This is a genomic window from Veillonella sp., assembly GCF_032470285.1.
Classification (GTDB): Bacteria; Bacillota; Negativicutes; order Veillonellales; family Veillonellaceae; genus Veillonella.
Window position 1 is genome coordinate 1 of sequence record NZ_JAWEKP010000006.1, and the last position, 24240, is coordinate 24240.

The window sequence follows — 24240 nt, forward strand, 5'->3', positions numbered from 1 at the left end:
TGAATTATGGTTGGTTTTGACTATGTCAAAACCCGCACTCTGGCATATGTTCAATCATATGATTGATTACCTATCATTGTTCAGTTTTCAAAGATCTGTACCAGTCTACACACTCTTTCATCGAAGTGTTTCATCAACTGGCGACTTGATTATTCTATCAAGTCCAGCTCATTCCGTCAAGTGCTTTTTTTAACTTCTAAGAAGTTTTTCATACTTATCATTTGAGCTGTGTCCTAATGACTTGTATAAGTATAGCATAAATATAATAAACGTCAATATATAAAATTGTTATCCCAAAAATTTCATCTTGCTTTCATTATTTTTATTGCATCCTATACATAATATCTCATTAGAAGCCATTTTAACTTGTTAAATATTTATTTACCCAATTTTTACCTTAACCAACTATAGTTCTAAAGGAGTATATCTTTTTACCCACATATGATACAAAGCAAGTGCTATCACCATAACTAATGCAGTGAACATATACAAATATTGATAACCCCACGCACTAGCTAATACTGCAAGTATAACTGATCCAGCACCAACACTTATATCTAATGCTAAAAAATATGTTGCTGTTGATACACCCGCACGCTCAATAGGAGCTGATTGTATAGCCAGTGCTTGGAATGCAGGTTGTGCTGCACCATAGCCTAACCCCAACAACGGAGCGGTGAATAGAATAGCTAATGGGGTTATAGCTAATCCCAATACAAATAAGCCTAGTATAAATAATCCTAATCCTGTATAGATAATAATTTTTGAACCATATCGAGCATATATTTTTCCTACTATAGGTCGACTAATAATAATCATCAACGCAAAAATAGCAAAGAAAGCACTTCCCCATATTCCTGCCCCCATGCTATTAAGTTCTATGGGTATAAAAACTAAAACACCAGAATAAGTAAAACCAATAAATAAGCCCATTAAAGCCCAAGGTAAACTTTTATTTTCTATAAACTGGGAAATATGCCAACCTTTATATTTTGATTGTTTAGGTACTGCTAACTCCTTTGATAGGGGAATAATATTACTTAAGACCATAGCCAATCCAGTCATAATCGTTAAAAATATGTACAATGCCATACTACCGTATGACGATAAAGCATATAAGCCGATAGCAGGTCCTAATACCATTGCTATATTTGAAAAGATAGCAAACATATTAACTCCCTCACCTTTTCGACTAGGAGGTAATACTAATACTGCTAGAGTAGCCATTACAGTTGTTCCAAGGACAAACACAACACCATGTAACCCACGTAGTACGAAAACAGCCTCTAAGGATGTAGTAAAATTAAATAATCCCATAATAATGAAAAACAAGGCTGTTGATATTAATAGAACAATACGCTTATTAAAACCATCTATTAATCGTCCTGCAAAAATCCTACATAAAATTGTACCAATTTGGAAATATGTCATCGCTAAACCCGCATCAAGATCACTGCCAGCCAGCTCAGACGTGATTACGATTGGCAATGCCGCTACGAGAACATATTGAGTCATATATAAAATACCACTACTAATACCATAATTAGTAAAAGCAGGGCTCCATAATCTATTTGAATCCATATTTGTATCTCCTTTTGTATCGTGTCACCTAGCCATTTTACGCCTCTATCTTATAGAATTCAAGAACAAGCCTTTTTAAATTTTATATAGTTAAAAATGACTGTTATCTGTAAAATACCTATACCATTTTACATAATAAAAGATAGCAAAATAAAAGAACCTCTCTAAAAATAAATCCAGAGAGGTTCTTATACTTTAATCATTAACACAATAATAATAATTTATAACTTATTATTGATTACGTACGTCATTTTTATTACGGCTCTTCCACATAACCCACAAGGATGTAGCTACACAGATAGAGGAGTACGCACCACTAGCAAAACCGATGATCATACAAAGGGCAAAGTTCTTTGTAGTGTCCCCACCGAATAGATAAAGGGATACACAAGCAAACATAACGGTAGCCAATGTATAGAAACTACGGTGAATACTTTGTGTAATAGACGCATTCGCCAAATCTGCAAATGTATCAGAACGTTTATGTGTATGCGTATTTTCACGAACACGGTCAAAGATAACTACAGATTCATTCATGGAGTAACCTACAACCGTAAGAATGGCAGCTAAGAAGGATGCATCAATTTCTAGTTGGAAATAAGAGAAAACACCAAGAACCATAATCAAGTCATGGAAAATGGCAACTAACGCAGAAATGGCAACCTTATATTCAAAACGATAAGAAATATATAGAGCTAATGCTGCAAATGCTATAACAAGATTCAATAACGCATGTTCTGTAACTTCAGAACCAATTACAGCTCCTACAGTTTCAATACGTTTAACTGTATTATTACCAATAGATTTAGTCAAAGAATCAACAACAGCGGCACTTTCACTAGACTCGAGATTACGTGTACGAATCATTACGTCTTCGCCCGCTGTATCACCAGTAGTATCACCGGAAAGCTGAATTTGTGCATTTTCAAGATTATATTCTTTTAGAACGTCACGAACTTGACTAACCTCTACAGGTTGATCAAATACAACTTCAACAATCGTACCACCAGTATAATCAATACCAAAGTTAAACCCTTTAGTAAATATGGAAATTAAGCTGATTATAACGAGTGTGGAGGAAATAGCAAACCACCAACGATGATGTTTAATTACGTCTAATGTCATTTGCGTTTACCTCCTTTCAAAGATTTAGGTGCAAATGCGTCAGCACTTGTGCTCGGAGAAATATTCGCACCAAACCAGAATGGATGGTTTGTAAAGTTACAATCGATTAATAAGCGCAATAAGAAATGACTCACAGTAATCGCAGTGAACATACTCACCACAACACCTACGCCTAAGCTGATAGCGAAGCCTTTTACAGGACCAGAGCCTAAAATAGTTAAGATACCAGCTGTAATGATAACGGATACGTTTGCATCAGTAATTGTGGCTAACGCACGGCTAAAGCCTGCTTCCATAGCAACACGCATAGATTTGCCGGAAAATACCTCTTCCTTAAAACGTTCAAAGATAAGAATGTTCGCATCTACAGCAACACCCATAGACAAGATAATACCCGCGATACCTGGCAATGTCATAGTCGCATTAAAGCCTTTGCCTAATACGAGCAATAAGAGCATAACATATACAAGTAATGCAATATTAGCTACGATACCAGAAAAACGATATAAAATAACCAAGAAAATCATGATCATTGCAATACCAGCACTGAAGGCTACAACAGATTTATCCTTGGAGTCTTGACCCAAAGAAGGACCAACTGTACGCACTTCTAATACATTAATTTTAACAGGTAATGCACCGGAACGTAATAAAATAGCTAAGTCTTTAGCTTCTTCTAAACTTTGACTACCAGAGATAGTGGCTTTACCACCTGTAATTGCTTGTTGTACTACAGGATTAGTCAATTCTTTACCATCCAATGTAATGGCAATACGACGACCAATATTTTTAGATGTTAAATCAGCAAACTTCTTAGCCCCTTCATCACTTAATTCAATAGCAACGAGTGGTTGTTTATTTTGACCTAACTCTTCTTTCGCATCTTTTAAGTCATCACCAGTCATAACGGTTTGACCTTGGTCGTTTTTAAATTCCAAGACCGCAGTTTTACCGATACGTTTAATCGCTTCGTCAGGATCTTTTACACCTGGCAATTCAATGATAATACGACGAGCACCTTCACGTTGTACCAATGGTTCAGATAAACCCATTTCATTAATACGACGTTCTAAGATTTGCTTCGCCCGTTCCACTGCATCATTGTCAGCTGTACCAGTCGCAGAGTCCTCTGCTTCCAATACGATATGCGTACCACCTTGCAAGTCTAGGCCTTGTTTCAAAGAGCCTGCTAATGGTTGAATAAAATACGCAAATAATCCAATGATGGCAGCAATGACTACTAAAAACTTGATAATAGCTTTACCGTTCAAAATAGTTGCTCCCTTCTGCTATACACAATGTATAATGCCTTGCTCTGTCACAATTTTACTCATTCGTTGGTCTAATGCTTCCATTGGGATTGGTGTTTCCCATAATTGTACAGTCCAACAAACGCCCATAAATGTACTTGGTGAAAGTTCCTTGAGAAATCGATCATAATACCCATTCCCCATTCCCATGCGACCACCTTGACGGTCAAAGCCAGCACCAGGCACTAAAATCAAATCCAAATCACACGGATCAATAATATCGTATGGCTCAGCAGGAATACGTATATTTAACACACCCTGAGTGATAGATTCTAGAGACTTAAGACGAACTGCAATCATAGTCGTCTTATCAGTACATACTGGAACGTATACAGATTTATCATGTTCTAAAGCATGACGAATCACATCGTCTAAATTGGCCTCTTTAGGCATCGCCAAATAGGCCATAATATTTTTTGCCGATATATACTCAGGACTATTGACGATTTGATTCGTCAATATCGACGTCCACTGCCTACAATCAGCAACGGATAAAGCAGCGCGCTGAGACTTACACGCCTGGCGCACTGCTTCCTTTGTATTCATTATTTTTCTTCCTTGTTTTTCTTAGACAGTACGTTAGCAACTGCTGTACGAGCAAATGTTAATTCAACTTTTTCAGATACCTGTACCTTGACTTTTTCATCATCAAGTTCAACAATTTCACCATAAATACCACCAATAGTAACGATTTTTTGGCCTTTTTTTAAGCTACCTAACAAACTAGCACGCTCTTTTTGTTGTTTCTTTTGTGGACGCCACAATAAAAAGTAAAAAATTACTACCATTAACAAAATAGGCCAGCTAGTTTGCAAGATTTGTTGAATATCTCCCATGTTATCCTCCTAGGTTAATAAATATGTATTTCTTTTCTAGTATAGCCACCTAATATAAATTTGACTAGACTTAATTACTATTTTTTAAAGCTATCCCAAAATTGCATTCTAAATTGCGGGAACCGATCTTCTAAGATAGCTTGTCTCATTTGACGCATAAACTCTAATAAGAAATAGAGATTATGATACGTTACAAGGCGTAATGCCAAAATCTCTTCTGCCTTATATAAGTGACGAATATATGCACGGGAATAATTTTTACATGTATAACATTGGCAACCTTCTTCTAAAGGGCCCCAATCATGAGCAAATTGAGCATTTCGAATATTAAGGCGACCATTCCAGGTCATGGCCATCCCATTTCGAGCAACACGAGTTGGATATACACAATCAAACATATCAACTCCACGTGCTACACCTTCTACCAGACAATCTGCGGTGCCAACGCCCATCAAATAACGAGCCTTGTTAGTTGGCAATAATGGCGTAGTATATTCTAAGATTTCATTCATTAAATCATGAGGTTCCCCAACGGATAAACCGCCGATGCTATAACCTTCAAAATCCATAGCTACAAGTTCTTCCGCACTTTGTTTGCGCAAGTCTTTGTACATGCCACCTTGAACGATACCAAACATGCCTTGGCGGTCATGAGCTTTACGAGCCTCTTGGCAACGATGCGCCCAACGCGTGGTACGCGCCGTAGAGCGTTTCGCATAATCATGATCCGCGGGATACGGAATACATTCGTCAAAAGCCATCGCAATATCAGAACCTAATTGTTCTTGTACCTTTGTAGCCACTTCAGGAGATAGAAACTGTTTTGATCCATCAATGTGGGATCTAAATGTAACACCATCCTCAGTAATTTTGCGCATATCGCCTAAACTAAATACTTGGAATCCACCACTATCAGTAAGAATCGCTTGATCCCAATTCATAAATTTATGTAGGCCCCCAGCCTCTTCTATAAGCTCCGGCCCTGGGCGAAGAAATAAATGATAGGTATTACTCAAAATAACTTGAGAACCCATAGCCTTTAGTTCTTCTGGTGTCATAGTTTTAACTGTCGCTTGCGTGCCTACAGGCATAAACATCGGTGTTTGGAAGGTACCATGTGGCGTATGCAATAAACCTGCCCGTGCCCCCGTATGAGGACATGTCTTTTGTAATTCATAAGTAATACTCGGCATAGTCCCTCCTAACGTATAAACATAGCATCTCCGAAGCTAAAGAAACGATAACGTTCACGTACAGCTTCTTCGTAGGCCGCCAAACAGTGTTCACGACCAGCTAGTGCACTAATCAACATTAACAATGTAGATTGAGGCAAGTGAAAATTCGTTACCAACGCATCAATCATCTTAAATTTATAGCCAGGATAGATAAAAATTTGAGTCCAACCACTCATACCTTGTAATACACCATCATCATTCGTAGCAGACTCAAGAGTACGCACCGATGTAGTACCTACGGCAATGATACGAGACCCTTTTTGTTTAGCTGCATTGATTCGATCCGCCGTATCTTGAGGTACAACAAAGAACTCACTATGCATTTCGTGGTCTTCAATAGTCTCTGCCGATACAGGTCTAAAGGTGCCAAGTCCAACATGTAAGGTTACAAACTCAAGCTCTACACCTTTAGCTTTAATCTTTTCTAAGAGGTCAGGTGTAAAGTGAAGTCCTGCAGTTGGTGCCGCAGCAGAGCCTTTCTCCTTAGCATATACCGTTTGATAACGATCTTTATCTTCTAACTTTTCATGAATGTATGGAGGTAATGGCATTTCACCAATTTCTTGAATCACATCATCAAACACACCGTTGCATGTGAACTGAATGATACGGCCTCCAAAATCTGTTTTATCTATAATAACTCCACTTAGGCGGTCATCAAACTCTATAACTTGCCCGATAGGACATTTTTTCCCCGGTTTAACAAGGCATTCCCATCGATTTTCACCACATGGTGTGAGTAGAAGTACCTCCACCTTGCCACCAGAACCTTGACGATGTCCATATAATCTTGCAGGGATAACCTTTGTATTATTAAATACAAGCACATCTCCTTCATGAAGCTCTTCTAGTAAATCATGAAAATGTCCTTTATGTTTAACTTCACCACTTACCTTATCTAAGGTTAAAAGCCGTGCTGTATCACGAGGTTCTACAGGATGCTGAGCAATCAGTTCCTCTGGCAATTCATAATCAAAATCTGTAACTTTCATCGTAATCCTTATTAGTACATTTTCTTCAATGTAATGCCACTATAGTAGTGACGCAAAATAGTTTGGTAATAATTTATATCTCCAGGATTAGCACGCTTTGCCATTTCCGCAGCGCCCCATTGAGACATACCAAGGCCATGACCCCAACCGTGGCCTTTAATATAAACAGTATCATTCTTGCCAGTAAAGCTATGATATGCCTTTCCCGTGCCTTTAGCAGGGTTGTGATTTACATAGAAATCAAATAGTGTAGATTTTAAACCTAAAATACTACGCAATGCATCGCCATCTACAGTAGTTTTTCCAGAGGTACCTATGAAAGTAGCACTCTTTATACGACCTGATACACCGCGGTCCGATGTTTGTTGCCCAGGCTTACCAAGAGGAGTCAACTGAATGCTCTTCAATTTACCTACCCCTTTACTTGCCGCATTAAGTTTACTTTCAAGAGCTTGACGAGAGGTAGTAACAGTCCAATTCGATGTAGATGTACCAGTACTAAAGTCTTTTACCCCTTTCAAGTATGGCACATCACTTCCCCAAACATTTACACTATCCTCTGTATAGCCACCGCCATCAGAATGGAATAAGGCATTAATAGGACGTTGATCATAAAGCATAACTACGCCTTTAGTTTTATTTACTGCATTTGTGGTAGCTTGAGATTCACCACTCACACCACTATAAACTTGATGATCCGTGGAATTACTCACATCGTAGAATTTACCTTTATTTTGTTCCATCGTATGAAGAGCATAAGTACGAGCTGCTACGGCTTGTGCCTCTAATGCAGCAGCCGGCCAAGACGGTACTACCTCTTGTGGGACAACACCATACAGGTAATCCTCAAGGGGCACAGAATTAATGACCATCATGGTTCCATTATTGGCACGTAATGTTAAACCGCCACGATAACCTTTACCTTCGAACAAGAATGGTGCATCACCATTCGCAGGCTTCAATGTAACCACACTATCAATAGCCTTTCCATTTACAGCAATCTTGCCGCCGCGAACGCCAATAGATGTACCACGATTAGCACTGATTGTGCTAACTTGACCATTACCGCTGTTCAATACAACCATATTAGCTGTAGATGTAACAGTAGCATCGGAGCTACGACTACCTAGTAGAACACGTACATTTGGCATGTTTTCTTTACGTTCTGTAGCAGGCGTCACTACGGAGCCCACTTTGTTGCGAGTAATAACTGCTGTATTGGCTTGAATGCTATTCACATCCGTTGTTTTTACTACCTTTTTAGTAGCTGTTTTTTCAGTAGCTCTTTTTTGTGCTACAGGTTTATCACCAGTAACTGCAGGTTTAGTAGCTGGCTTTGCAGTAGCAGAAGCCGCAGGTTTTGTAGCCGTTGTAGCTTTACCTGTAGCAGCTGATTTCGTAGCTGTTGCATTAGTACTAGATTTCGCAGTACTAGTTGATTTTGTTGCACTAACTGGTTTAGCCATCGTTACCGGCTTTGTAGCTGTAGCAGGCTTTGCTACATTAACCGGTTTTGCACTAGGTTTAACCACCGTAGATGTAGCAGTTGACTTAGAAACCGTTTTAGTTATTGTAACCGGCTTTGCAGCTGATTTAGTAGCAAGTGGACGAAAACTAGATTTCTTCGTCGTATTTACTTTCGATACAGTTGTATTAGATACTGTTGATTTTGGCGTTGGCTTTTTCGTTACCACTGCACTTTTATTTTGCAGCGTCGCTCCATGTGCTACAGAAGCACCGCCAATGTTTACACCTAAAAATAAAGTGGCCATTATCATCAATTGTAATCGTTTCGTTTTCATTGTTATTTCCCTGTCTGTGAAATACCTAAATGCTCATAGGCCAATTTAGTAGCCACCCTCCCACGCGGTGTACGTCCTAAAAATCCTAATTGCATCAAATATGGTTCATACACATCTTCGATGGTATCTCTCTCTTCGCTGATAGCCGCCGCAATGGTATCAATCCCTACAGGGCCGCCATCATATTTTTCAATAATACATTCCAACACACGTCGATCAATTCGATCAAGTCCCATTTTGTCTACATATAAACGTTGTAATGCTTCATCTGCAATTTCTTGAGTGATAACCCCATCACCAATGACTTGTGCAAAATCGCGTACCCGTTTAAGCAGACGGTTTGCGATACGCGGTGTTCCTCGTGAACGACGTGCAATTTCGCTTGCCCCAGTCGACACAATACCAATATTAAGTATTTCTGCGGCTCGAGTCACAATAAATTCTAACTCTGGTTGTTTATAATATTCCAACCGATTAATAATACCAAATCGATCCCGTAATGGTGCTGCCAAAGCACCCGCTCGAGTCGTGGCACCTACCAAAGTAAATTTTGGCAAGTCAATACGCACAGTTCGAGCACTTGGGCCCTTACCGATGATAATATCAATAGCATAGTCTTCCATAGCAGAGTACAACACTTCCTCTACACTACGAGACAAGCGATGAATTTCATCGATAAATAATACATCATGGTCGTCCAAATTTGTTAATATTGCAGCTAAGTCACCAGACTTTTCAATAGCCGGACCAGAAGTTATACGAAAATTAACACCCAATTCATTTGCAATAATCCCTGCTAATGTTGTCTTGCCAAGGCCTGGAGGCCCATAGAGCAGCACGTGATCCAATGCTTCACCACGTTGCTTTGCAGCCTGAATATACACATTTAGATTGCCTTTAGCCTCTTCTTGCCCTACATACTCATTAAAGAACTTAGGTCGAAGGCTATATTGCCATATATCCTCTTCGTGCTCGCCATTGCCGACAAGGCGTACTTCTTCATTCATCCTTATCGTCCTTTCCCAAGCTCAATCAAACTGACTTTAATCAACTCAGATACATCGCGCTTACCATCATCTAAAGACTCAACAATATCAGCCACATCTCGCTCGGAGTATCCTAATGATACGAGAGCTTCAATAGCCTCCCCTACGGCACCACTAGCAGTGACATCAATAGGCTGAATAGCCGCAGGTGATTCTGCAGAAATATGTGTCATCTTAGCAATCTTATCCTTCAGTTCTAAAACAAGTCGCTCCGCAGACTTCTTACCAATGCCAGGTAACTTAGTTAATTGTTGCACCTGTCCATTGATAACCGCTAATTTAAAAGCCTCTGGTGTCATGCCTGACAAAATGCCAAGCCCCACCTTGGGACCGATACCGGAAACAGAAATGAGCAGTATAAACAACTCATATTCCTCTTCCGTCCAAAAGCCGTAGAGTTGCATCGCATCTTCTCGTACATTAAGATACGTGAATAGCGTCACCTCACGACCTTCTATCAATTGTTGACGCGTAGTGGTCGGCACATATACGCGATACCCTACGCCATGTACATCTACATAACAAGACTCTTTAAAGAGATGTGTTACGATGCCCCGTACATACCCTATCATTATACCAACCTCTTCAATCTATCATTGTGAGAACTATGAGCCGTACAGATAGCAACTGCCAATGCATCTGCTGTATCATCGGGCTTGATTTTCTCACGAATCCCCAAAATATTCATCGTCATATAAATGACCTGATTCTTATCAGCCTTGCCATAACCAGTGACCGCTTGCTTGATTTGTAGCGGCGTATATTCATAGAGTGGAATACGCTGTTGCTCGGCGGCCAATAAGATGACACCTCGTGCTTGTCCAACCTTAATGGCTGTCGTTACATTGCGGTTAAAGAATAATTCCTCTACTCCAAACTTATCTGGCTTGTATTCCTCTAAAAGATCGCTAAGATCATTAAATAGAATTTCCAATCGCTGTGAATCAGTTAATTCCTTAGGAGTTGTAATAGCCCCATAGGCTACTGGTGTTAGTTTGCTGCCCTTCACGTCAATAATGCCGTATCCGCATATAGCCGTGCCTGGGTCAATTCCTATAATGCGCACCCCAACCCCCTTAGTTTAAAAATGAGATAAGCTATCGCCTACCTCCATTACATAATCTATTTCATTATAGCACAATATCACATCGAAATTCATGAATTCCCGTATATTTAATATAAGAAATCTATTACTTTTCTTAACTTTTACATATCTTTCTAATTTAATTCATCAATAGAAAAGGAGCACCCATAGAGTGCCCCTGTTTATTTATTCTTCATCGTCTGGCAAAATACCGTTGTGATATACGTTTTGTACATCATCAAGATCATCCAATACGTCGAGCATTTTCTGCATTTTTACAGCATCATCACCAGCTAACTCAATCGTTGTATCTGGAACCATTGTAATTTTAGCTACTACAGTTTCGATACCCGCATCAGCAAGCGCTGCTTCTACAGCATCAAAATCCTCTGGTGTTGTATAAATTTCAAACACATCATCTTCAGACTTAAGATCTTCTGCACCAGCTTCGAGAGCGAGCATTGTTACTTCGTCTTCATCATGACCCTCTTTATCGATAACGAATACACCTTTAGATTTAAACATCCAGCCTACACAACCGCTTTCACCAAGGTTGCCACCTTGTTTAGAGAAGGCATGACGCACATCAGCAGCCGCGCGATTACGATTATCCGTCATAACCTCTACAGTAACGGCAACACCGGCAGGGCCATAACCTTCATATACGATTTCTTCATATGCGTTCATATCGGTAGCGCCAACGCCCTTGTCGATAGCACGTTGAATATTATCCTTAGGAATATTGTTTTCACGAGCTTTTTGTAAAGCCAATTTCAAACGCATATTACCAGTTGGATCTGCACCACCCATGCGTGCTGCAACGGTAATTTCACGACCGATTTTTGTAGCCAATTTAGCTTTTAATGCATCGGTTTTACCTTTTTTATGTTTAATATTTGCCCATTTAGAATGTCCTGACATAGACGCCTCCTATTTATTCCACCATGCTTCGCCCCGCAGCCGATCTAAGATGATTGATACGGCACTACGCACGGATAAATGATTGTATTCACCATGGCCATATATAGGTTCTAAAATATAGTCAAAGCTTTCCATCGTTTCTTTTGTCATACCATAACCGGTACCAAATAATACTAACACAGGGCGCCCCTCATTTTCAAGATGTTCGCGCATCCGTGCATAGGAAATTGTATTATCATAAGTTCTAGCATCGGTAGTTGCTACGATAGGTTTTACCCCTTCCAATTCCTCGATAGTACGCACCGCAACAGCGATAGAATTAACGAGTTCAACGCCTGTGAAAGCATCTTTTCTGTCCGGATTATAGGTACTACCAAAGCCTGACTTCCAATGTTCCATAATGGTAGCTGCTAATTCTCGTTGAGCCGGTATATTATGAATCACAAAATATTTAGATACATCATAGGTGATAGATGCGCGTGCAATATCGTGAATATCATAATTGGTAATGGCCGTCGTTATCACATCTTTATGCTTATTCATAATCGGATAATGAACAAGTCCAATATATAAATTAGCCAATACTATATCTCCTAAATTCTAAACTAACCTTCATTAACATACATTGCCATCATATCCATTACGAAGCACTAGACCGTGCGCCAGCACTACCAAATCCAGACTTCTGTCCTATGGAAGACGCCTTTTTACTTCTATTGCGTTCATAAGTTCTATAAAAGCTCCGCCCCATAGCGCTATGTACATTCGACCCTGATGCGGTATATACATAGGGCTCCTCATACGTTTGTAATGGTGCTGCTATGCGATATGTCATGGTTCGTCCATCCATGCGTGCAGTAGGTGGATTAAAACCGTGAAATATATAATATCCTGCAGCAATACTTGGTAAGAGCCCTGCTAGCCCCGCATCCCACACTAAGTTTCCACTATTATCTCGGTGAAAGGTAACGGATCGATTATCGTCGTATAAGGCTGTTTCTTTACCATCACCATGATTTAATAAAGAATATCGGTTTCCTTGGTTATCCTTTAATCGAACCTCCCCTTCATTTGCTTCTGGGTAAACCTTGTCGCACACAGCATAGGAGATATCATTCCAGTAGGAATACACACCTACAAGACCAGCAACGGCAGCAAAAGCACCTGTAAGGTATATGGTTTTCTTACTTGGCTTATACATAGAACACTCCCTTAGTGCACAGCACCGCTAATAACAAGGGCAAGACCTACGAAGATACCAAACACAAGAATGCCTGCCGCTGTATTACCGCGTATAATTTCTTCGGACAATTTATATTTACGATGCCAAATATTGATAAACATATAGCCTGTCACAAATAATATAATACCAAGCACAGCATATATAACACTGGCTACGATACCATGTAACAAGGAAGTATCAGCTGTAGTCACGGCTGGTGACATGATAACAGCGCGCAAAATTTCACCGATACCGATAAATGATCCCGCTGAAAGCCACGCCACAGCACAATTACCACGCTTAATTTCTTCACTAAATTTACCAGGTACGAAGAAATCGATAACCGTATTCGCCGTTAACATCAGTATAATGCCAAAGCAAGCATAAAAAATTGTCAATAATACATCTGGTATATAAATCATAATAAGCCTCCTAATAATATAATTTTGTATTGGATGTGTTGCCAGAATTGGTAGTAGGATACAATCGTTCGCGTCCCGTATTATCCCCTAGGCGAACCATGGTCGCATAGTTATCGAGTATATGAGAGCTGATTAATGTACGATCAATAATTTTCCAATCCTCTTGTGTCAATTTTGATTGTTCACATACCTTAACCTTAGTTTGTCCATCCGTATTGGTAATGATATACACCAAGTCCCCAGAATAAAATACAATAACTTCATGTCCCTCTTCTAAGTTATCCCGCTCATTCTTAATATCACCATTCACAGAATCAATCAAGTCTAATGCGGTGCTAACAGGATCTAGTGTAGACGTGTATACATAGTCACTATCCGAATCTGTTTTTGTATAATATGCAGATGTGTCATGCATATGTTCTTTTGCCGTATAAGGCACTCCAAACATAGCGCGTATACTATGCCAAGACAAATCATTATCCGACCAAAACAGAAATAGTAAAAATAGTACAGTATACCCCACACCAACAGCAATAGATCCAAACCTCTTTTTCATAAATTTGTTACGCATCTTTTGCTTAATGGCTTGAGCGGCTGCATCATTACAAAGGCGAATATTCACTAAAGGCACTCGTGACCCTTCGGCAAACATTTTTTTACCTTCAAACCACTCTTCTTCAAAGAATACACTAGCACCACCTTCACAAGGCAGCTGATATTCTCGATATCCTGCGCGGTCCCCTACGGAGGCACCACTTTCACCATCGACATCGACAACCTTTTCTAATCCGATTTGATGTAATGTAAAACCCTTACCTGGCCGTGTATGATAGGATGTTCTAGATACGGTACACCATTCATTATCATTATACTCAATGGTTAACCATATCTTATCAATTCCCTCAACAGCCTCCAGTCCATATTCATGCCAATAATCACCTGGTGATTTTGTCATAGACGGCTGGCCCCTATAGGATTGTTCCTTATCTGCTTTTGGAATAATCTCTATGTATTTAATTTTCTCAGTGATTACATAGCGGCTGCCATGAACCTCTAAGACATCATAACAATTAAACTCCATACACACCCTCGCTAAAGTAGACATAAGCACGACTGCTGCTAAATACACCTATTATCATTCGTTTGCCCATACTATATGGTCACAAATTTCATAGTATTTCGCTTACTCTATTAATAATGGTACAAAGTATGCTTCTGTACCAGCTATCTCTTCCGGAGAAAAACGGCATCCTACCGCGGAAGCTTGATCACCAAGCATAAAACAGGATAAGGTTAAAAATCCATCTTTCACTCCACAATCCACTGTATGAGTAAAACGTTTCTGCTGTATAAAATCTTGATACATGACCTTTTTACTATCGCGACAAATAATATCATCATAGTTATCAACTAGCTTTTCCATGTAAAGCTCAGATGTATCACCACGCTTTTGAACAACTTGTACATGCTTTCCTTCACGCCCCCAAATCTCCTTTTGAATATAAAGGCCATCATCAAGAGAGGAAAAATCATTTTCAAAATAGGATGGTGCCAAATATCGTTCGATTATATCTCGATCTGGTTTCGTAAAAAATTGATCTGTTAAATACAACGCATACACTAAAGACATAAATGATTTGTTTTGTAAAATAATTGCCTCTGGCGGATTAAAAAGAGCAAATCTATTCTCCTCGTAAAGATCTAAAAACATCTCACCCAAAGGTTCATTATCTGGTGTTTGTTCATCAATTAAAAGTTCCATAGGATGCAATCGATACAATAGAGTCGCATGACTACAATCAGCTAAAGGAATGCCCTCATCATCAATCTTCATATCATAAAAGGATATGAATCGCGTGTCTGCCTCAGGACAGGCTGTTTTTAATTCCTTCATAAGGAATTGTGTTGTACCGTAGTCTTCAAAATAATCATGAAAGCAGGAGAATACAAAGGGATCCTTAGGTAGTCTTTCTCTATTTGCCAGCATAGACTTATATTGATTTCTACCATACTTAGCTGATAAAACAGCATCATACATGCGCTTAAAAAATGTATGTAATTCTTTTCGGCATTCTTTATTAGGATGTTTTCGTCCTACATAATTAGCTGCAACTTCATTGGCATAATAGCTCTCAATAAGAAAACACGGCGTATCTGCATTAAGTTCTACCATGCGCAAATTGCCATTTACATCGAGAACAAAATCAAAGCGAGATAACCACGTCGGTAACCCTAAGGCATTCGACTTATGTAAATAAGGAATTAAATTGTCTGGCATATCCATGTTTCGTGCAAAATCATCTGGGGCCATTTGAAATACTTTTGCAGCTTTACAAAATATTTGAAATAATCTACGTGAAACATGACGAATTTCATCGTAAAAGTCGGATGAAAAGGCCTGCATAGATAATGACGGATAACGATCATCATACCCTTCATATTCCACGAAATTAAATATATTTCTATCAAGCTCATCAATATAGGATTTCATTGTTCATCCTTTCATTAAGAGGCACCGCTCGAAGTTCGAGCCCCTACACTACCAAAGCCATACTTTTCACCAATTCTATGTGCTCGATTACTCGTTTTAGTATTGTAACGATTTCTAGTCATTTCATTAATAGTTCTAGCTACTCTTGCACTATTAGATTTACTAGCGTCTGTATTTGCATCAAAAGGTGTAAGTGACGATGTAGCACGATAGGTCATACTGGGTGCATCCATATACGCCGTTGGAGCTGAAAAGCCATGGAACGCATAGTAACCTACCGCCAAAGTTGGAATCAAACTGGCTAAGCCTGCATCCCATATAATATTTCCTTTCTCATCACGATGAAAGGTAACAGATTTTTCTGCATCATCATAGAGCGCAGTTTCTTTTCCATCACCGTGATTAATCAAGGTATAGCTTTTACCTTCATCATCAATGAGCCGTACTTCACCATTATTTAATTCTGGTTTGACCACATCACATAGAGCATAGCTAACATCGTCCCAATACGAATAAGCGCCTACTAAAGCTGCTATAGATGTAAAGGCTATGGCTATGTAAACAGTATTCTTACTTGGTTCATACATATAATATTCCTTCGTTTGATTTCGTAACTGAAATCAATACTATATCAATCTTTTATTATATTTGATAACGTCTTACGACCCTGCTTATTCTTTAACTCCACCATATACGCATATCGTAACAATATTTCACTGTCATTTCTAATAGTCGCTAATCGTGTATCCTCCGAATCTGACAAGTTTTTTAATTGCCCCACTTCAACATACGTAGTGCCATTAACCACACTAATAACAGATACATCTTTAGTCGTATAAATGACAATCCACTGCTCAGGGGACTTAGTATCTTGTTTAATGGTATAAACCTTGCCATACACAGCATCGATAAGATCGATAGCCGTTGCATTTGGATCTTGCTTTGACGTATATACCATCAAACCGTCTTTTGTACCTTGCGGTTCATAATAATAGGAATCTTTAATGTGCTCTTCCATGGTATATGGGAAGCCTACTTCATCACGCAATTCATGCCAAGACATATCTCCTATAAACAAATATCCAAAAAAGAATAAAATGATTCCCCAACTCAGACCCAATTGTGTCCATTCTTTTCTCCTCGCTGCATTACGAATCTTTTTACTCACTGCTTGAGCAGCCTGATCTCGCCGTCGATGTACATCAGACAAACGAATCCGCTCACCTTGAGCCTGATCCGTCAAACCACCATGCCAGTCCTCAATAAAGAATACATAGGTTTTATCCTTTTTAATTGATCTATATTCTTTATAATCTGCTTCGTCGCCACTTCTAGCCTTCGATTGCCCCTCCACAGCTACGACACGTTCTATACCTTTATCATGTAGTCTATATCCTGCAGGAGGGGTTGAACGTAAAACTGTTTCAGAAAAAGTGCAATATTCTTTTTCACCGTTTACAATGGTAAGCCATTTTTTATCCATCCCATTAACGGGCATAAGACCATATTCGGTCCAAGACTGAGCTCCTTTGGAAACACCTAGTTCTTTTTTATAATTTTCATCATTAAGATCATAACGTATTGTTTTATCAACGATAAACTCTTGATAAGAAATGACCTCCCCGACTACATATCGTTTTCCCTGAATCTCTACAACATCATAACACTTAAAATTCATAGCCTAGACTCTTCTGCAATAATTTCTTTTAACAGTTTAACTTCCTCTTTTGTTAATGGTCGTTCCAATAAATCAGGCCGTAATAATCGTGTTCTTTTTAGTGCTTCCTTTTGACGCCATGCGGCAATATTTTTATGATGACCACTACGCAATACATCTGGAACAGTCCAACCTCTAAATTCTGGTGGTTTTGTATATTGTGGGCATTCTAAAAGGGGCTCATAAAAAGAATCCTCTTGGGCCCCACTAGCTGCGCCTAATACACCGGGAATCATGCGAGCCACTGCATCAGTAACTACCATAGCTGGCAACTCACCACCGGTCAATACATAATCACCAATAGAAATCGTTTCATCTACAAGATGTTTCTCTACGCGATAATCTACACCTTCATAATGACCACAAATAAGGACCACTTGATCATAGCTAGCCAATTCACGAGCCTTCTCCTGTGTGAAAGGCTGTCCTGTAGGTCCCATAAAGATAATATGACGTCGTATACTTTCATTAGGATTACCAATAAGACTCATTTCATCACACATCTCATCTGTGGTATAAGTATCATTAATATCACTATCATATTGAGCAATAACGGATTCTACGGCTTCAAAAATAGGAGGTGCCATCATGAGCATACCAGCCCCACCACCATATGGTGTATCATCTACTTGGCCATGCTTATTATGGCTAAAATCTCGAGGATTCGTTACACCCACAGATAGACGTTCTGTCTCAATAGCTCGTTTTATGATGGAATGATTAAAAAACGCATCAAAAAAATCTGGAAATAAAGATACAATATCAATACGCATAAACCGTCCCCTGTACTTATTAACTCACATTAACCCATTAGTATTATCTATATATAGCTATATTATATAACTTTTACGCTAATATACCTATATGTAGATAAAACAAAACCGCCCAAAGGATTATATCCATTCAGGCGGATCTACGATCATCAATTTATTTTCCACATCGATGTCTTTAACGACCTCTTCAATGGCTGCAAATAATTGATCTGGTTCCCCATCTTTGGAGACCACATATACATCATTAGCACCAGGTTGTAATACATCAGTAACTGTGCCAAGCACGTTACCCATAGTATCTTGTACCTCAAGACCAATGATATCAAAAATATAGTAACGGCCTTCTGGCAATTCCACTAAATCTTCACGACGAACTTGAATTGCTTTCTTACTGAATAGTTCAGCCGTATTGCGATCAGGAATTTCCTTAAAAGATGCTAAAACAAATTGCTTGTGAAATCGTGCGGATGCAACGTGGTATTCTTTACCATCGATGTAACAGGCATCCATATGCATAAACCGTTCTGGAAAATCGGTTTGAGGCATAATACGAAGATCACCCCGCACACCGTGCGGGGCGATGATAACACCTATTGTGATGAAATCGTTATGCTTCATTATTGACGAAACGCAACGATCTTACCGTCTTCTAATAGGATTTCAGCGCCCATCAAGGCATCCAAATTATCCCCGATTTTAACGGTAACTGTTTGCTCTAATGTACCTTGAGGAATTTCAGTTCCTAAAGACAACTCCTTAGCATCCTTCAATTTAGCTGTTACTTCTTCTTTGAAAGCCAAGCGTTTATTTTTTTCTTCGTCGATTTGTTGACGAATAGCAGTAAGACTTGTAGCATCAACTTTAGCTGCATCAGCCAAAATACGTTGGGCTTGAAACTCAATTGCTTCCAAATCTTTATTTACCATATCAAGGCGAGTTTCAAGATCGGATACAATTTTCGCTTTCAAGTCGTCTGTTACTTTTGCTTTTACTGCTACAGGGACACGTAATGTCATTTCTTCCATTGGAATACTCCCTTTTAGACAATATCAACAGATATCTTTTTGTTCTCTTTAATAGCCGCCGCTTTCACCACAGAGCGAATCGCTTTAGCAATTCTACCTTGCTTTCCGATGACTTTACCCATATCCTCTGGGGCTACATGAAGTTCATAAACTTCCACATTCCCCTTTTGGACCATGGTAACAGAAACGGCATCAGGCTGCTTCACTAATGATTTCGCAATTAATGAAATTAATTCTATCATCACAGTATGCCTCTCTATTAATTACTTTTTAGCGTCTGCAAATTTTTGCATAACGCCTTGTTTTTTGAACAAGGAGCGAACAGTGTCAGTAGGCTGAGCACCTTTAGCTAACCAAGCCAAAGCTTTTTCTTCGTCTACATTAACGATAGCTGGTTGTTTAGTAGCATCATATTGACCAATTGTGTCAACAGGACGACCTTCACGTGGAGCACGTGCGTCAGCAACTACGATACGGTAGAAAGGAGCTTTTTTAGCACCTAAACGAGTCAAACGAATTTTTAACATTGTGAAATTCACCTCCTTATACTGATGTGGATGGACAAGTTCAGCGCCCCTGCCCATGTATTACATAAACGGCAATTTAGGCATTCCAGGGAAGCCGCCCTTACCGCCACGTAAACCTTGCATGCGCTTCATCATCTTCCGCGCTTCTTCAAATTGTTTCAACAAGCGATTTACATCTTGAACCTGTGTACCAGAACCTAATGCAATACGCTTGCGGCGGGAACCATTAAGAATACTTGGATTTTCTCGCTCTGCCGCCGTCATGGATGTAATGATAGCCTCAATACGACGCACCTCTTTACTATTCAAATCAAGGTCCTTTAATTGGTCCTTAATTTGCCCCATACCTGGCAACATGCCAATAATATTTTGTAATGGCCCTAACTTTCTCACCTGGTTCATCTGTTTTAAGAAGTCATCCAAGGTGAAATTGTTTTTCGCCATTTTCTTTGCCATTTCACGAGCTTCTTCTTCATCGATGGCACCTTGAACATTTTCAATCAACGTTTTAAAGTCGCCCAAATCTAGGATACGAGAAGCCATGCGATCTGGATAGAATACATCGAAACCATCCATTTTTTCGCTCACACCAGTGAACTTGATTGGCAAGCCTGTTACAGCTTTGATAGATAATGCAGCACCACCGCGCGCATCACCATCAAGTTTAGTAAGGATAACACCATCAACACCTAATTTTTCATTAAATGTTTGCGCTGTTGTTACCGCATCTTGACCGATCATAGAATCTACAACGAGTAGAATTTCATGAGGTCGAACAGCAGCTTTGATATTGGACAACTCATCCATGAGGACTTCATCAATTGCCAAACGACCTGCTGTATCGATAATAACAACATCTTTCAACATATGCGTGCTTTGCTCTACGGCACGACGCGCAATATCTACTGGATTTGCACCAGGTGTTTCATCCGAAAATACTGGAATATCAATTTGCTTACCTACAACTTGCAACTGAGTAATCGCAGCTGGACGATATACGTCGGCAGCGACAAGCATCGGACGTTTACCTTGTTTGCGTAAGTATACAGCTAGTTTACCAGCTGTTGTGGTTTTACCAGCACCTTGCAAACCAACGAGCATAATAATTGTTGGTGGCTTGCTAGAAATCATGATACGACTTTGTGTACCACCTAAGAGAGCCGTTAACTCATCATTTACGATTTTAATAACCGTTTGAGCTGGATTCAAGGAACCGAACACCTCTTCACCGAGGGCCTTTTCCTTAATGGACTTAACAAAGTCCTTCGCTACCATAAAATTAACGTCCGCTTCTAATAGAGCCGTACGTACCTGACGCAACGCAAGATTGACATCATCTTCTGTAATTTTGCCCTTCCCCTTTAAGGATTGAAAGGCTTCTTGCAGTTTTTCTGACAAGCTATCAAATGCCATAATATCCCTCCATTTGCGCCAATACTTGTTGCACCTTAGTTTCGGACAACACCTCTTTAGGCAATGTTGCTTTCAACTGTGAAAGCAAGCCTTCCCGTTGTTCATATTGTGCCACCAAGTGCAATTTTGATTCGTAATCATTTAAAATGTGTCGAGCACGCTGTAAATTATCGTGTACAGCCTGTCGTGATACACCTAATTCCTCAGCAATCTCGCCAAGGGACATATCATCTTCGTGGTGAAGTTGCAAGGACATCCGTTGCTTATCTGTCAACAATGGCCCATAGAAATCTAAGAGCAAACTTATGAGCACTCGTTCTTCCATTTCGCCACCTCCATCACTGTCAAGTCATATTACTTTACATATACTACCGTACATAAAGAAATGTGTCAAGTAGAAATACTTAACACACTTAATTTATTGATATAATCACAGATATACAAGCTATCTCATCCCCTTTAACAAAAAACCAATAAACTAATTGACTACCTTAACATAATCATTCTAGACAAATTTAATTCATAATCAATGATAATTATTTCTAATTTCTACTTTTATATCTATAATAATATGCTATAATATCAATATCTAATATTTTCAATATAAAAAACAGGAGGTATTATATGAATACCAAACAATATGACATTATCGTCTTAGGTTTCGGCAAGGCTGGCAAAACATTAGCCGCAAAATTTGGCTCTATGGGCAAATCCGTAGCCATGATTGAAGAAAATCCACTAATGTACGGTGGTACATGTATTAATATCGCATGTATCCCTACTAAGACGATGATCATTGCCGCGTCAAAAGGCTTATCATACGATCAAGTATTAAACCAACGTGAAGTTGTTACATCTCGCTTACGCAATAAAAACTTCGGTATGTTAGATACAAATGAACATGTCGATGTCTATACTGGACATGGTGCATTTATTAGCAATAAAGAAGTCGCTGTTACTGCTGGTGAAGATAAGATTATCTTATCTGCTGACACGATCATTATTAATACCGGAGCTGTGGCCATTAAGCCTAATATTTCTGGCATTGATACAGCTACAGGTTTCTATAATAGTACTGAAATTCAACAATTACCTACTCAACCTAGTACATTAGGTGTTATCGGTGCCGGACCTATCGGCCTAGAATTTGCAAGTCTATATGCTAAGCTAGGTACAAAGGTTACAGTTTTTAATATCGAATCTAGCATCTTAAAACGCGAAGAACCTATCATTCAGGAACTAGCTACTGAGTACTTAACTGAACAAGGTATTACCATTCTTAATAATGTAACATTAGACTCTGTATCCAATGATGTTAACAAACCAGTTATCAAGGCTAATAATCAAAACTATACATTTGATGCGGTTCTATACGCTACAGGTCGCAAAGCCAATACAGCTAATATCGGTTTAGAACATACTGATATCGCTACTAACGAACGCGGTGCTATTGTAGTTAATGATACTTGTGAAAGCTCCGTTCCTGGTGTATACGCAGTCGGCGATGTAAACGGTGGTCCTCAATTCACATATATATCTCTTGATGACTTCCGTATCGTATTTGGTGCACTTACAGGCAGCGGCCACTATACCTTAAAAGATCGTAAAAATATACCTTATACTACCTTCCTAACACCTCCACTTTCTCGGGTAGGTCTTACAGAAGAAGATGCAATCAACCAAGGATATACGATTAAAACCAAGGAAATGCTCGTAGCTACCATGCCAAGAGCCCACGTAAACGACTATTTAAAAGGTGCTTTTAAAATCGTTGTAGATGCAGAAAACGATTTAATCCTCGGTGCTACACTCTATTCCCAAGGTGCTGAAGAATTGATTAACTTGATTAAAATGGCTATGGATAACAACATTCCATATACATATTTCAAAAATCAAATCTTCACACACCCTACAATGGCAGAAAACCTAAATGACTTGTGTAATTTCTAATAGCTTAATAGCTAATACAAACACTAGTCTAAATTAATAACCTAACACAAAAGCCTTTAGACACTAAACTAATTTAGCATCTAAAGGCTTTTGTATGTAATGAAAAGGCAGTTATATATAAGTGTATTAGGTCATTATAAATATATTAGATTATTATAGATATTTTACCATTATCTGCCTAAAACATTATATAAATTAATTTTTAGTAAACAATCTGCGTACTATCGTTTGTAATTTAGGTGTTAATATAATTGCTACTACAATGCCTGCGGCACTTGTAATCAAGGAGTATTGAATTTTGCTAGCCGCAACGACCGCACTTTCAAGAACAAACCACCACGCAAGGAAGTAGCCTAAAGCTGTCCAAATAGCACCAATAATAAGGGCTACTAAAATACGACCAAAGGATGCCGTTGGTTTTGTAATAGAGGGTGGCAAATAGCCTGCAGTCATACCACCTACGATAAGTCCTGCAATGCCTTTAATAAAGAAAGAGAATACGATATACTGCGTATGACCACCAAAGAGATCAAATAGTGCAGATCCAATTGCCGCACCTAAGCCGCCATATAATCCACCAAAGAGGATAGATGTTGTAAAGAGTGCAGCAGATCCTAAATGAACCATAGCGCCACCTGGTATTTCAATGCGAATTGTAGTAGCCACTGCACATAACGCGGCAATAAAGCCAATATAGACAATGTCTCGAGTACTTAATTTCATAATCATGAACCTCTCTTTTAAATCAATCACTATATTCAGTATAAC

At 39.1% G+C, this 24240-nt stretch carries 28 protein-coding genes; 1 reads left to right on the forward strand and 27 read right to left on the reverse strand.

Features of this window, described 5'->3' with window-relative positions; genetic code table 11:
• Nucleotides 1-405 precede the first annotated feature (405 nt).
• The 26 genes from E7B10_RS07670 to ylxM all read right to left on the reverse strand — a co-directional run bounded on the left by E7B10_RS07670 (nt 406) and on the right by ylxM (nt 21847).
• The gene (locus E7B10_RS07670) at nt 406-1581 is read right to left on the reverse strand and encodes an MFS transporter (RefSeq protein WP_287511381.1); all 1176 of its coding nucleotides are present in this window, start codon (nt 1579-1581) and stop codon (nt 406-408) included.
• A 231-nt stretch (nt 1582-1812) separates the two neighbouring features.
• A complete protein-coding gene (secF, locus tag E7B10_RS07675) occupies nt 1813-2706 on the reverse strand; it encodes a protein translocase subunit SecF (protein WP_004695602.1) in 894 nt (297 codons plus the stop codon).
• Nucleotides 2703-3977, reverse strand: coding sequence for a protein translocase subunit SecD (secD, locus tag E7B10_RS07680; protein WP_004695600.1), 1275 nt, complete (start codon nt 3975-3977; stop codon nt 2703-2705). The genes secF and secD overlap by 4 nt, the downstream gene beginning before the upstream one ends.
• An 18-nt stretch (nt 3978-3995) precedes the next feature.
• Nucleotides 3996-4562 (reverse strand): 5-formyltetrahydrofolate cyclo-ligase, encoded by a 567-nt coding sequence (locus E7B10_RS07685; protein ID WP_012864116.1) that lies wholly within the window; start codon nt 4560-4562, stop codon nt 3996-3998.
• Complete coding sequence (gene yajC / locus E7B10_RS07690; RefSeq protein ID WP_004695596.1) at nt 4562-4852, reverse strand: preprotein translocase subunit YajC; 291 nt, start codon at nt 4850-4852, stop codon at nt 4562-4564. Before yajC ends, E7B10_RS07685 begins: the two co-directional genes overlap by 1 nt.
• 77 nt (nt 4853-4929) lie before the next feature.
• The gene (gene tgt, locus E7B10_RS07695) at nt 4930-6045 is read right to left on the reverse strand and encodes a tRNA guanosine(34) transglycosylase Tgt (protein WP_287552358.1); all 1116 of its coding nucleotides are present in this window, start codon (nt 6043-6045) and stop codon (nt 4930-4932) included.
• 8 nt (nt 6046-6053) lie between these two features.
• Nucleotides 6054-7079, reverse strand: coding sequence for a tRNA preQ1(34) S-adenosylmethionine ribosyltransferase-isomerase QueA (gene queA, locus E7B10_RS07700; protein ID WP_287512331.1), 1026 nt, complete (start codon nt 7077-7079; stop codon nt 6054-6056).
• A gap of 11 nt (nt 7080-7090) precedes the next feature.
• Nucleotides 7091-8881: a SpoIID/LytB domain-containing protein gene (locus E7B10_RS07705; protein WP_227065720.1), complete on the reverse strand. Its 1791-nt coding sequence runs from the start codon at nt 8879-8881 to the stop codon at nt 7091-7093.
• 2 nt (nt 8882-8883) lie between these two features.
• Nucleotides 8884-9888 (reverse strand): Holliday junction branch migration DNA helicase RuvB, encoded by a 1005-nt coding sequence (ruvB, locus tag E7B10_RS07710; protein ID WP_038125893.1) that lies wholly within the window; start codon nt 9886-9888, stop codon nt 8884-8886.
• Nucleotides 9889-9890: 2 nt separating this feature from the next.
• Nucleotides 9891-10499 carry a Holliday junction branch migration protein RuvA gene (gene ruvA / locus E7B10_RS07715; RefSeq protein WP_221741838.1) on the reverse strand — a complete coding sequence of 203 codons (609 nt, stop codon included), beginning with the start codon at nt 10497-10499 and terminating at the stop codon, nt 9891-9893.
• Nucleotides 10499-10993 (reverse strand): crossover junction endodeoxyribonuclease RuvC, encoded by a 495-nt coding sequence (gene ruvC, locus E7B10_RS07720; RefSeq protein ID WP_221741836.1) that lies wholly within the window; start codon nt 10991-10993, stop codon nt 10499-10501. The genes ruvA and ruvC overlap by 1 nt, the downstream gene beginning before the upstream one ends.
• 204 nt (nt 10994-11197) lie before the next feature.
• Nucleotides 11198-11932, reverse strand: coding sequence for a YebC/PmpR family DNA-binding transcriptional regulator (locus E7B10_RS07725; protein ID WP_221741834.1), 735 nt, complete (start codon nt 11930-11932; stop codon nt 11198-11200).
• Nucleotides 11933-11941: 9 nt separating this feature from the next.
• A complete protein-coding gene (locus tag E7B10_RS07730; RefSeq protein WP_005377916.1) occupies nt 11942-12514 on the reverse strand; it encodes an RNA methyltransferase in 573 nt (190 codons plus the stop codon).
• A 58-nt stretch (nt 12515-12572) separates the two neighbouring features.
• The gene (locus E7B10_RS07735) at nt 12573-13133 is read right to left on the reverse strand and encodes a hypothetical protein (RefSeq protein ID WP_008603403.1); all 561 of its coding nucleotides are present in this window, start codon (nt 13131-13133) and stop codon (nt 12573-12575) included.
• 11 nt (nt 13134-13144) lie between these two features.
• Nucleotides 13145-13576: a DUF350 domain-containing protein gene (locus E7B10_RS07740; RefSeq protein WP_227037957.1), complete on the reverse strand. Its 432-nt coding sequence runs from the start codon at nt 13574-13576 to the stop codon at nt 13145-13147.
• Between the two features lie 10 nt (nt 13577-13586).
• Nucleotides 13587-14657 (reverse strand): hypothetical protein, encoded by a 1071-nt coding sequence (locus tag E7B10_RS07745; protein WP_012864107.1) that lies wholly within the window; start codon nt 14655-14657, stop codon nt 13587-13589.
• A gap of 102 nt (nt 14658-14759) precedes the next feature.
• Nucleotides 14760-16067 (reverse strand): glutathionylspermidine synthase family protein, encoded by a 1308-nt coding sequence (locus E7B10_RS07750; protein WP_287511372.1) that lies wholly within the window; start codon nt 16065-16067, stop codon nt 14760-14762.
• A 14-nt stretch (nt 16068-16081) separates the two neighbouring features.
• Nucleotides 16082-16654: a hypothetical protein gene (locus E7B10_RS07755; RefSeq protein WP_287511371.1), complete on the reverse strand. Its 573-nt coding sequence runs from the start codon at nt 16652-16654 to the stop codon at nt 16082-16084.
• A 44-nt stretch (nt 16655-16698) separates the two neighbouring features.
• Nucleotides 16699-17745 (reverse strand): DUF4178 domain-containing protein, encoded by a 1047-nt coding sequence (locus E7B10_RS07760; protein WP_287511370.1) that lies wholly within the window; start codon nt 17743-17745, stop codon nt 16699-16701.
• The gene (trmD, locus tag E7B10_RS07765) at nt 17742-18557 is read right to left on the reverse strand and encodes a tRNA (guanosine(37)-N1)-methyltransferase TrmD (protein ID WP_287511369.1); all 816 of its coding nucleotides are present in this window, start codon (nt 18555-18557) and stop codon (nt 17742-17744) included. The genes E7B10_RS07760 and trmD overlap by 4 nt, the downstream gene beginning before the upstream one ends.
• Nucleotides 18558-18677: 120 nt before the next feature.
• Entirely contained in the window at nt 18678-19175 is a 498-nt protein-coding gene (gene rimM, locus E7B10_RS07770) for a ribosome maturation factor RimM (RefSeq protein ID WP_004698509.1), read from the reverse strand.
• Nucleotides 19175-19582 carry a YlqD family protein gene (locus tag E7B10_RS07775; RefSeq protein WP_004695569.1) on the reverse strand — a complete coding sequence of 136 codons (408 nt, stop codon included), beginning with the start codon at nt 19580-19582 and terminating at the stop codon, nt 19175-19177. Before E7B10_RS07775 ends, rimM begins: the two co-directional genes overlap by 1 nt.
• A 14-nt stretch (nt 19583-19596) precedes the next feature.
• Nucleotides 19597-19824 carry a KH domain-containing protein gene (locus tag E7B10_RS07780; protein WP_004695567.1) on the reverse strand — a complete coding sequence of 76 codons (228 nt, stop codon included), beginning with the start codon at nt 19822-19824 and terminating at the stop codon, nt 19597-19599.
• A 21-nt stretch (nt 19825-19845) separates the two neighbouring features.
• A complete protein-coding gene (gene rpsP / locus E7B10_RS07785) occupies nt 19846-20109 on the reverse strand; it encodes a 30S ribosomal protein S16 (protein ID WP_004695565.1) in 264 nt (87 codons plus the stop codon).
• 60 nt (nt 20110-20169) lie between these two features.
• Nucleotides 20170-21522 carry a signal recognition particle protein gene (gene ffh / locus E7B10_RS07790; RefSeq protein WP_012864101.1) on the reverse strand — a complete coding sequence of 451 codons (1353 nt, stop codon included), beginning with the start codon at nt 21520-21522 and terminating at the stop codon, nt 20170-20172.
• Nucleotides 21512-21847: a YlxM family DNA-binding protein gene (gene ylxM, locus E7B10_RS07795; RefSeq protein ID WP_004698456.1), complete on the reverse strand. Its 336-nt coding sequence runs from the start codon at nt 21845-21847 to the stop codon at nt 21512-21514. The genes ffh and ylxM overlap by 11 nt, the downstream gene beginning before the upstream one ends.
• 299 nt (nt 21848-22146) lie before the next feature.
• On the opposite strand from ylxM, the gene E7B10_RS07800 reads away from it, so the two are divergent.
• Nucleotides 22147-23472, forward strand: coding sequence for an FAD-containing oxidoreductase (locus E7B10_RS07800; protein ID WP_316055556.1), 1326 nt, complete (start codon nt 22147-22149; stop codon nt 23470-23472).
• 195 nt (nt 23473-23667) lie between these two features.
• Here the strand turns inward: E7B10_RS07800 and E7B10_RS07805 are convergent, their stop codons facing one another.
• Nucleotides 23668-24195 carry an ECF transporter S component gene (locus tag E7B10_RS07805; protein WP_024060993.1) on the reverse strand — a complete coding sequence of 176 codons (528 nt, stop codon included), beginning with the start codon at nt 24193-24195 and terminating at the stop codon, nt 23668-23670.
• Nucleotides 24196-24240: the final 45 nt, after the last annotated feature.

Excerpts from the sequence above, each read along its gene's own strand:
- rimM (WP_004698509.1), bottom strand. The coding sequence starts at position 19,175 with ATGAAGCATAACGATTTCATCACAATAGGTGTTATCATCGCCCCGCAC.
- E7B10_RS07755 (WP_287511371.1), bottom strand. The coding sequence starts at position 16,654 with ATGTATGAACCAAGTAAGAATACTGTTTACATAGCCATAGCCTTTACA.
- E7B10_RS07780 (WP_004695567.1), bottom strand. The coding sequence starts at position 19,824 with ATGATAGAATTAATTTCATTAATTGCGAAATCATTAGTGAAGCAGCCT.
- yajC (WP_004695596.1), bottom strand. The coding sequence starts at position 4,852 with ATGGGAGATATTCAACAAATCTTGCAAACTAGCTGGCCTATTTTGTTA.
- trmD (WP_287511369.1), bottom strand. The coding sequence starts at position 18,557 with ATGCGTATTGATATTGTATCTTTATTTCCAGATTTTTTTGATGCGTTT.
- E7B10_RS07725 (WP_221741834.1), bottom strand. The coding sequence starts at position 11,932 with ATGTCAGGACATTCTAAATGGGCAAATATTAAACATAAAAAAGGTAAA.
- E7B10_RS07775 (WP_004695569.1), bottom strand. The coding sequence starts at position 19,582 with ATGGAAGAAATGACATTACGTGTCCCTGTAGCAGTAAAAGCAAAAGTA.
- E7B10_RS07685 (WP_012864116.1), bottom strand. The coding sequence starts at position 4,562 with ATGAATACAAAGGAAGCAGTGCGCCAGGCGTGTAAGTCTCAGCGCGCT.
- rpsP (WP_004695565.1), bottom strand. The coding sequence starts at position 20,109 with ATGTTAAAAATTCGTTTGACTCGTTTAGGTGCTAAAAAAGCTCCTTTC.
- queA (WP_287512331.1), bottom strand. The coding sequence starts at position 7,079 with ATGAAAGTTACAGATTTTGATTATGAATTGCCAGAGGAACTGATTGCT.
- E7B10_RS07740 (WP_227037957.1), bottom strand. The coding sequence starts at position 13,576 with ATGATTTATATACCAGATGTATTATTGACAATTTTTTATGCTTGCTTT.
- ruvA (WP_221741838.1), bottom strand. The coding sequence starts at position 10,499 with ATGATAGGGTATGTACGGGGCATCGTAACACATCTCTTTAAAGAGTCT.
- E7B10_RS07800 (WP_316055556.1), top strand. The coding sequence starts at position 22,147 with ATGAATACCAAACAATATGACATTATCGTCTTAGGTTTCGGCAAGGCT.
- tgt (WP_287552358.1), bottom strand. The coding sequence starts at position 6,045 with ATGCCGAGTATTACTTATGAATTACAAAAGACATGTCCTCATACGGGG.
- ruvB (WP_038125893.1), bottom strand. The coding sequence starts at position 9,888 with ATGAATGAAGAAGTACGCCTTGTCGGCAATGGCGAGCACGAAGAGGAT.
- E7B10_RS07670 (WP_287511381.1), bottom strand. The coding sequence starts at position 1,581 with ATGGATTCAAATAGATTATGGAGCCCTGCTTTTACTAATTATGGTATT.
- E7B10_RS07735 (WP_008603403.1), bottom strand. The coding sequence starts at position 13,133 with ATGTATAAGCCAAGTAAGAAAACCATATACCTTACAGGTGCTTTTGCT.
- ffh (WP_012864101.1), bottom strand. The coding sequence starts at position 21,522 with ATGGCATTTGATAGCTTGTCAGAAAAACTGCAAGAAGCCTTTCAATCC.
- E7B10_RS07805 (WP_024060993.1), bottom strand. The coding sequence starts at position 24,195 with ATGAAATTAAGTACTCGAGACATTGTCTATATTGGCTTTATTGCCGCG.
- E7B10_RS07745 (WP_012864107.1), bottom strand. The coding sequence starts at position 14,657 with ATGGAGTTTAATTGTTATGATGTCTTAGAGGTTCATGGCAGCCGCTAT.
- secF (WP_004695602.1), bottom strand. The coding sequence starts at position 2,706 with ATGACATTAGACGTAATTAAACATCATCGTTGGTGGTTTGCTATTTCC.
- E7B10_RS07760 (WP_287511370.1), bottom strand. The coding sequence starts at position 17,745 with ATGAATTTTAAGTGTTATGATGTTGTAGAGATTCAGGGAAAACGATAT.
- ylxM (WP_004698456.1), bottom strand. The coding sequence starts at position 21,847 with ATGGAAGAACGAGTGCTCATAAGTTTGCTCTTAGATTTCTATGGGCCA.
- E7B10_RS07750 (WP_287511372.1), bottom strand. The coding sequence starts at position 16,067 with ATGAAATCCTATATTGATGAGCTTGATAGAAATATATTTAATTTCGTG.
- E7B10_RS07705 (WP_227065720.1), bottom strand. The coding sequence starts at position 8,881 with ATGAAAACGAAACGATTACAATTGATGATAATGGCCACTTTATTTTTA.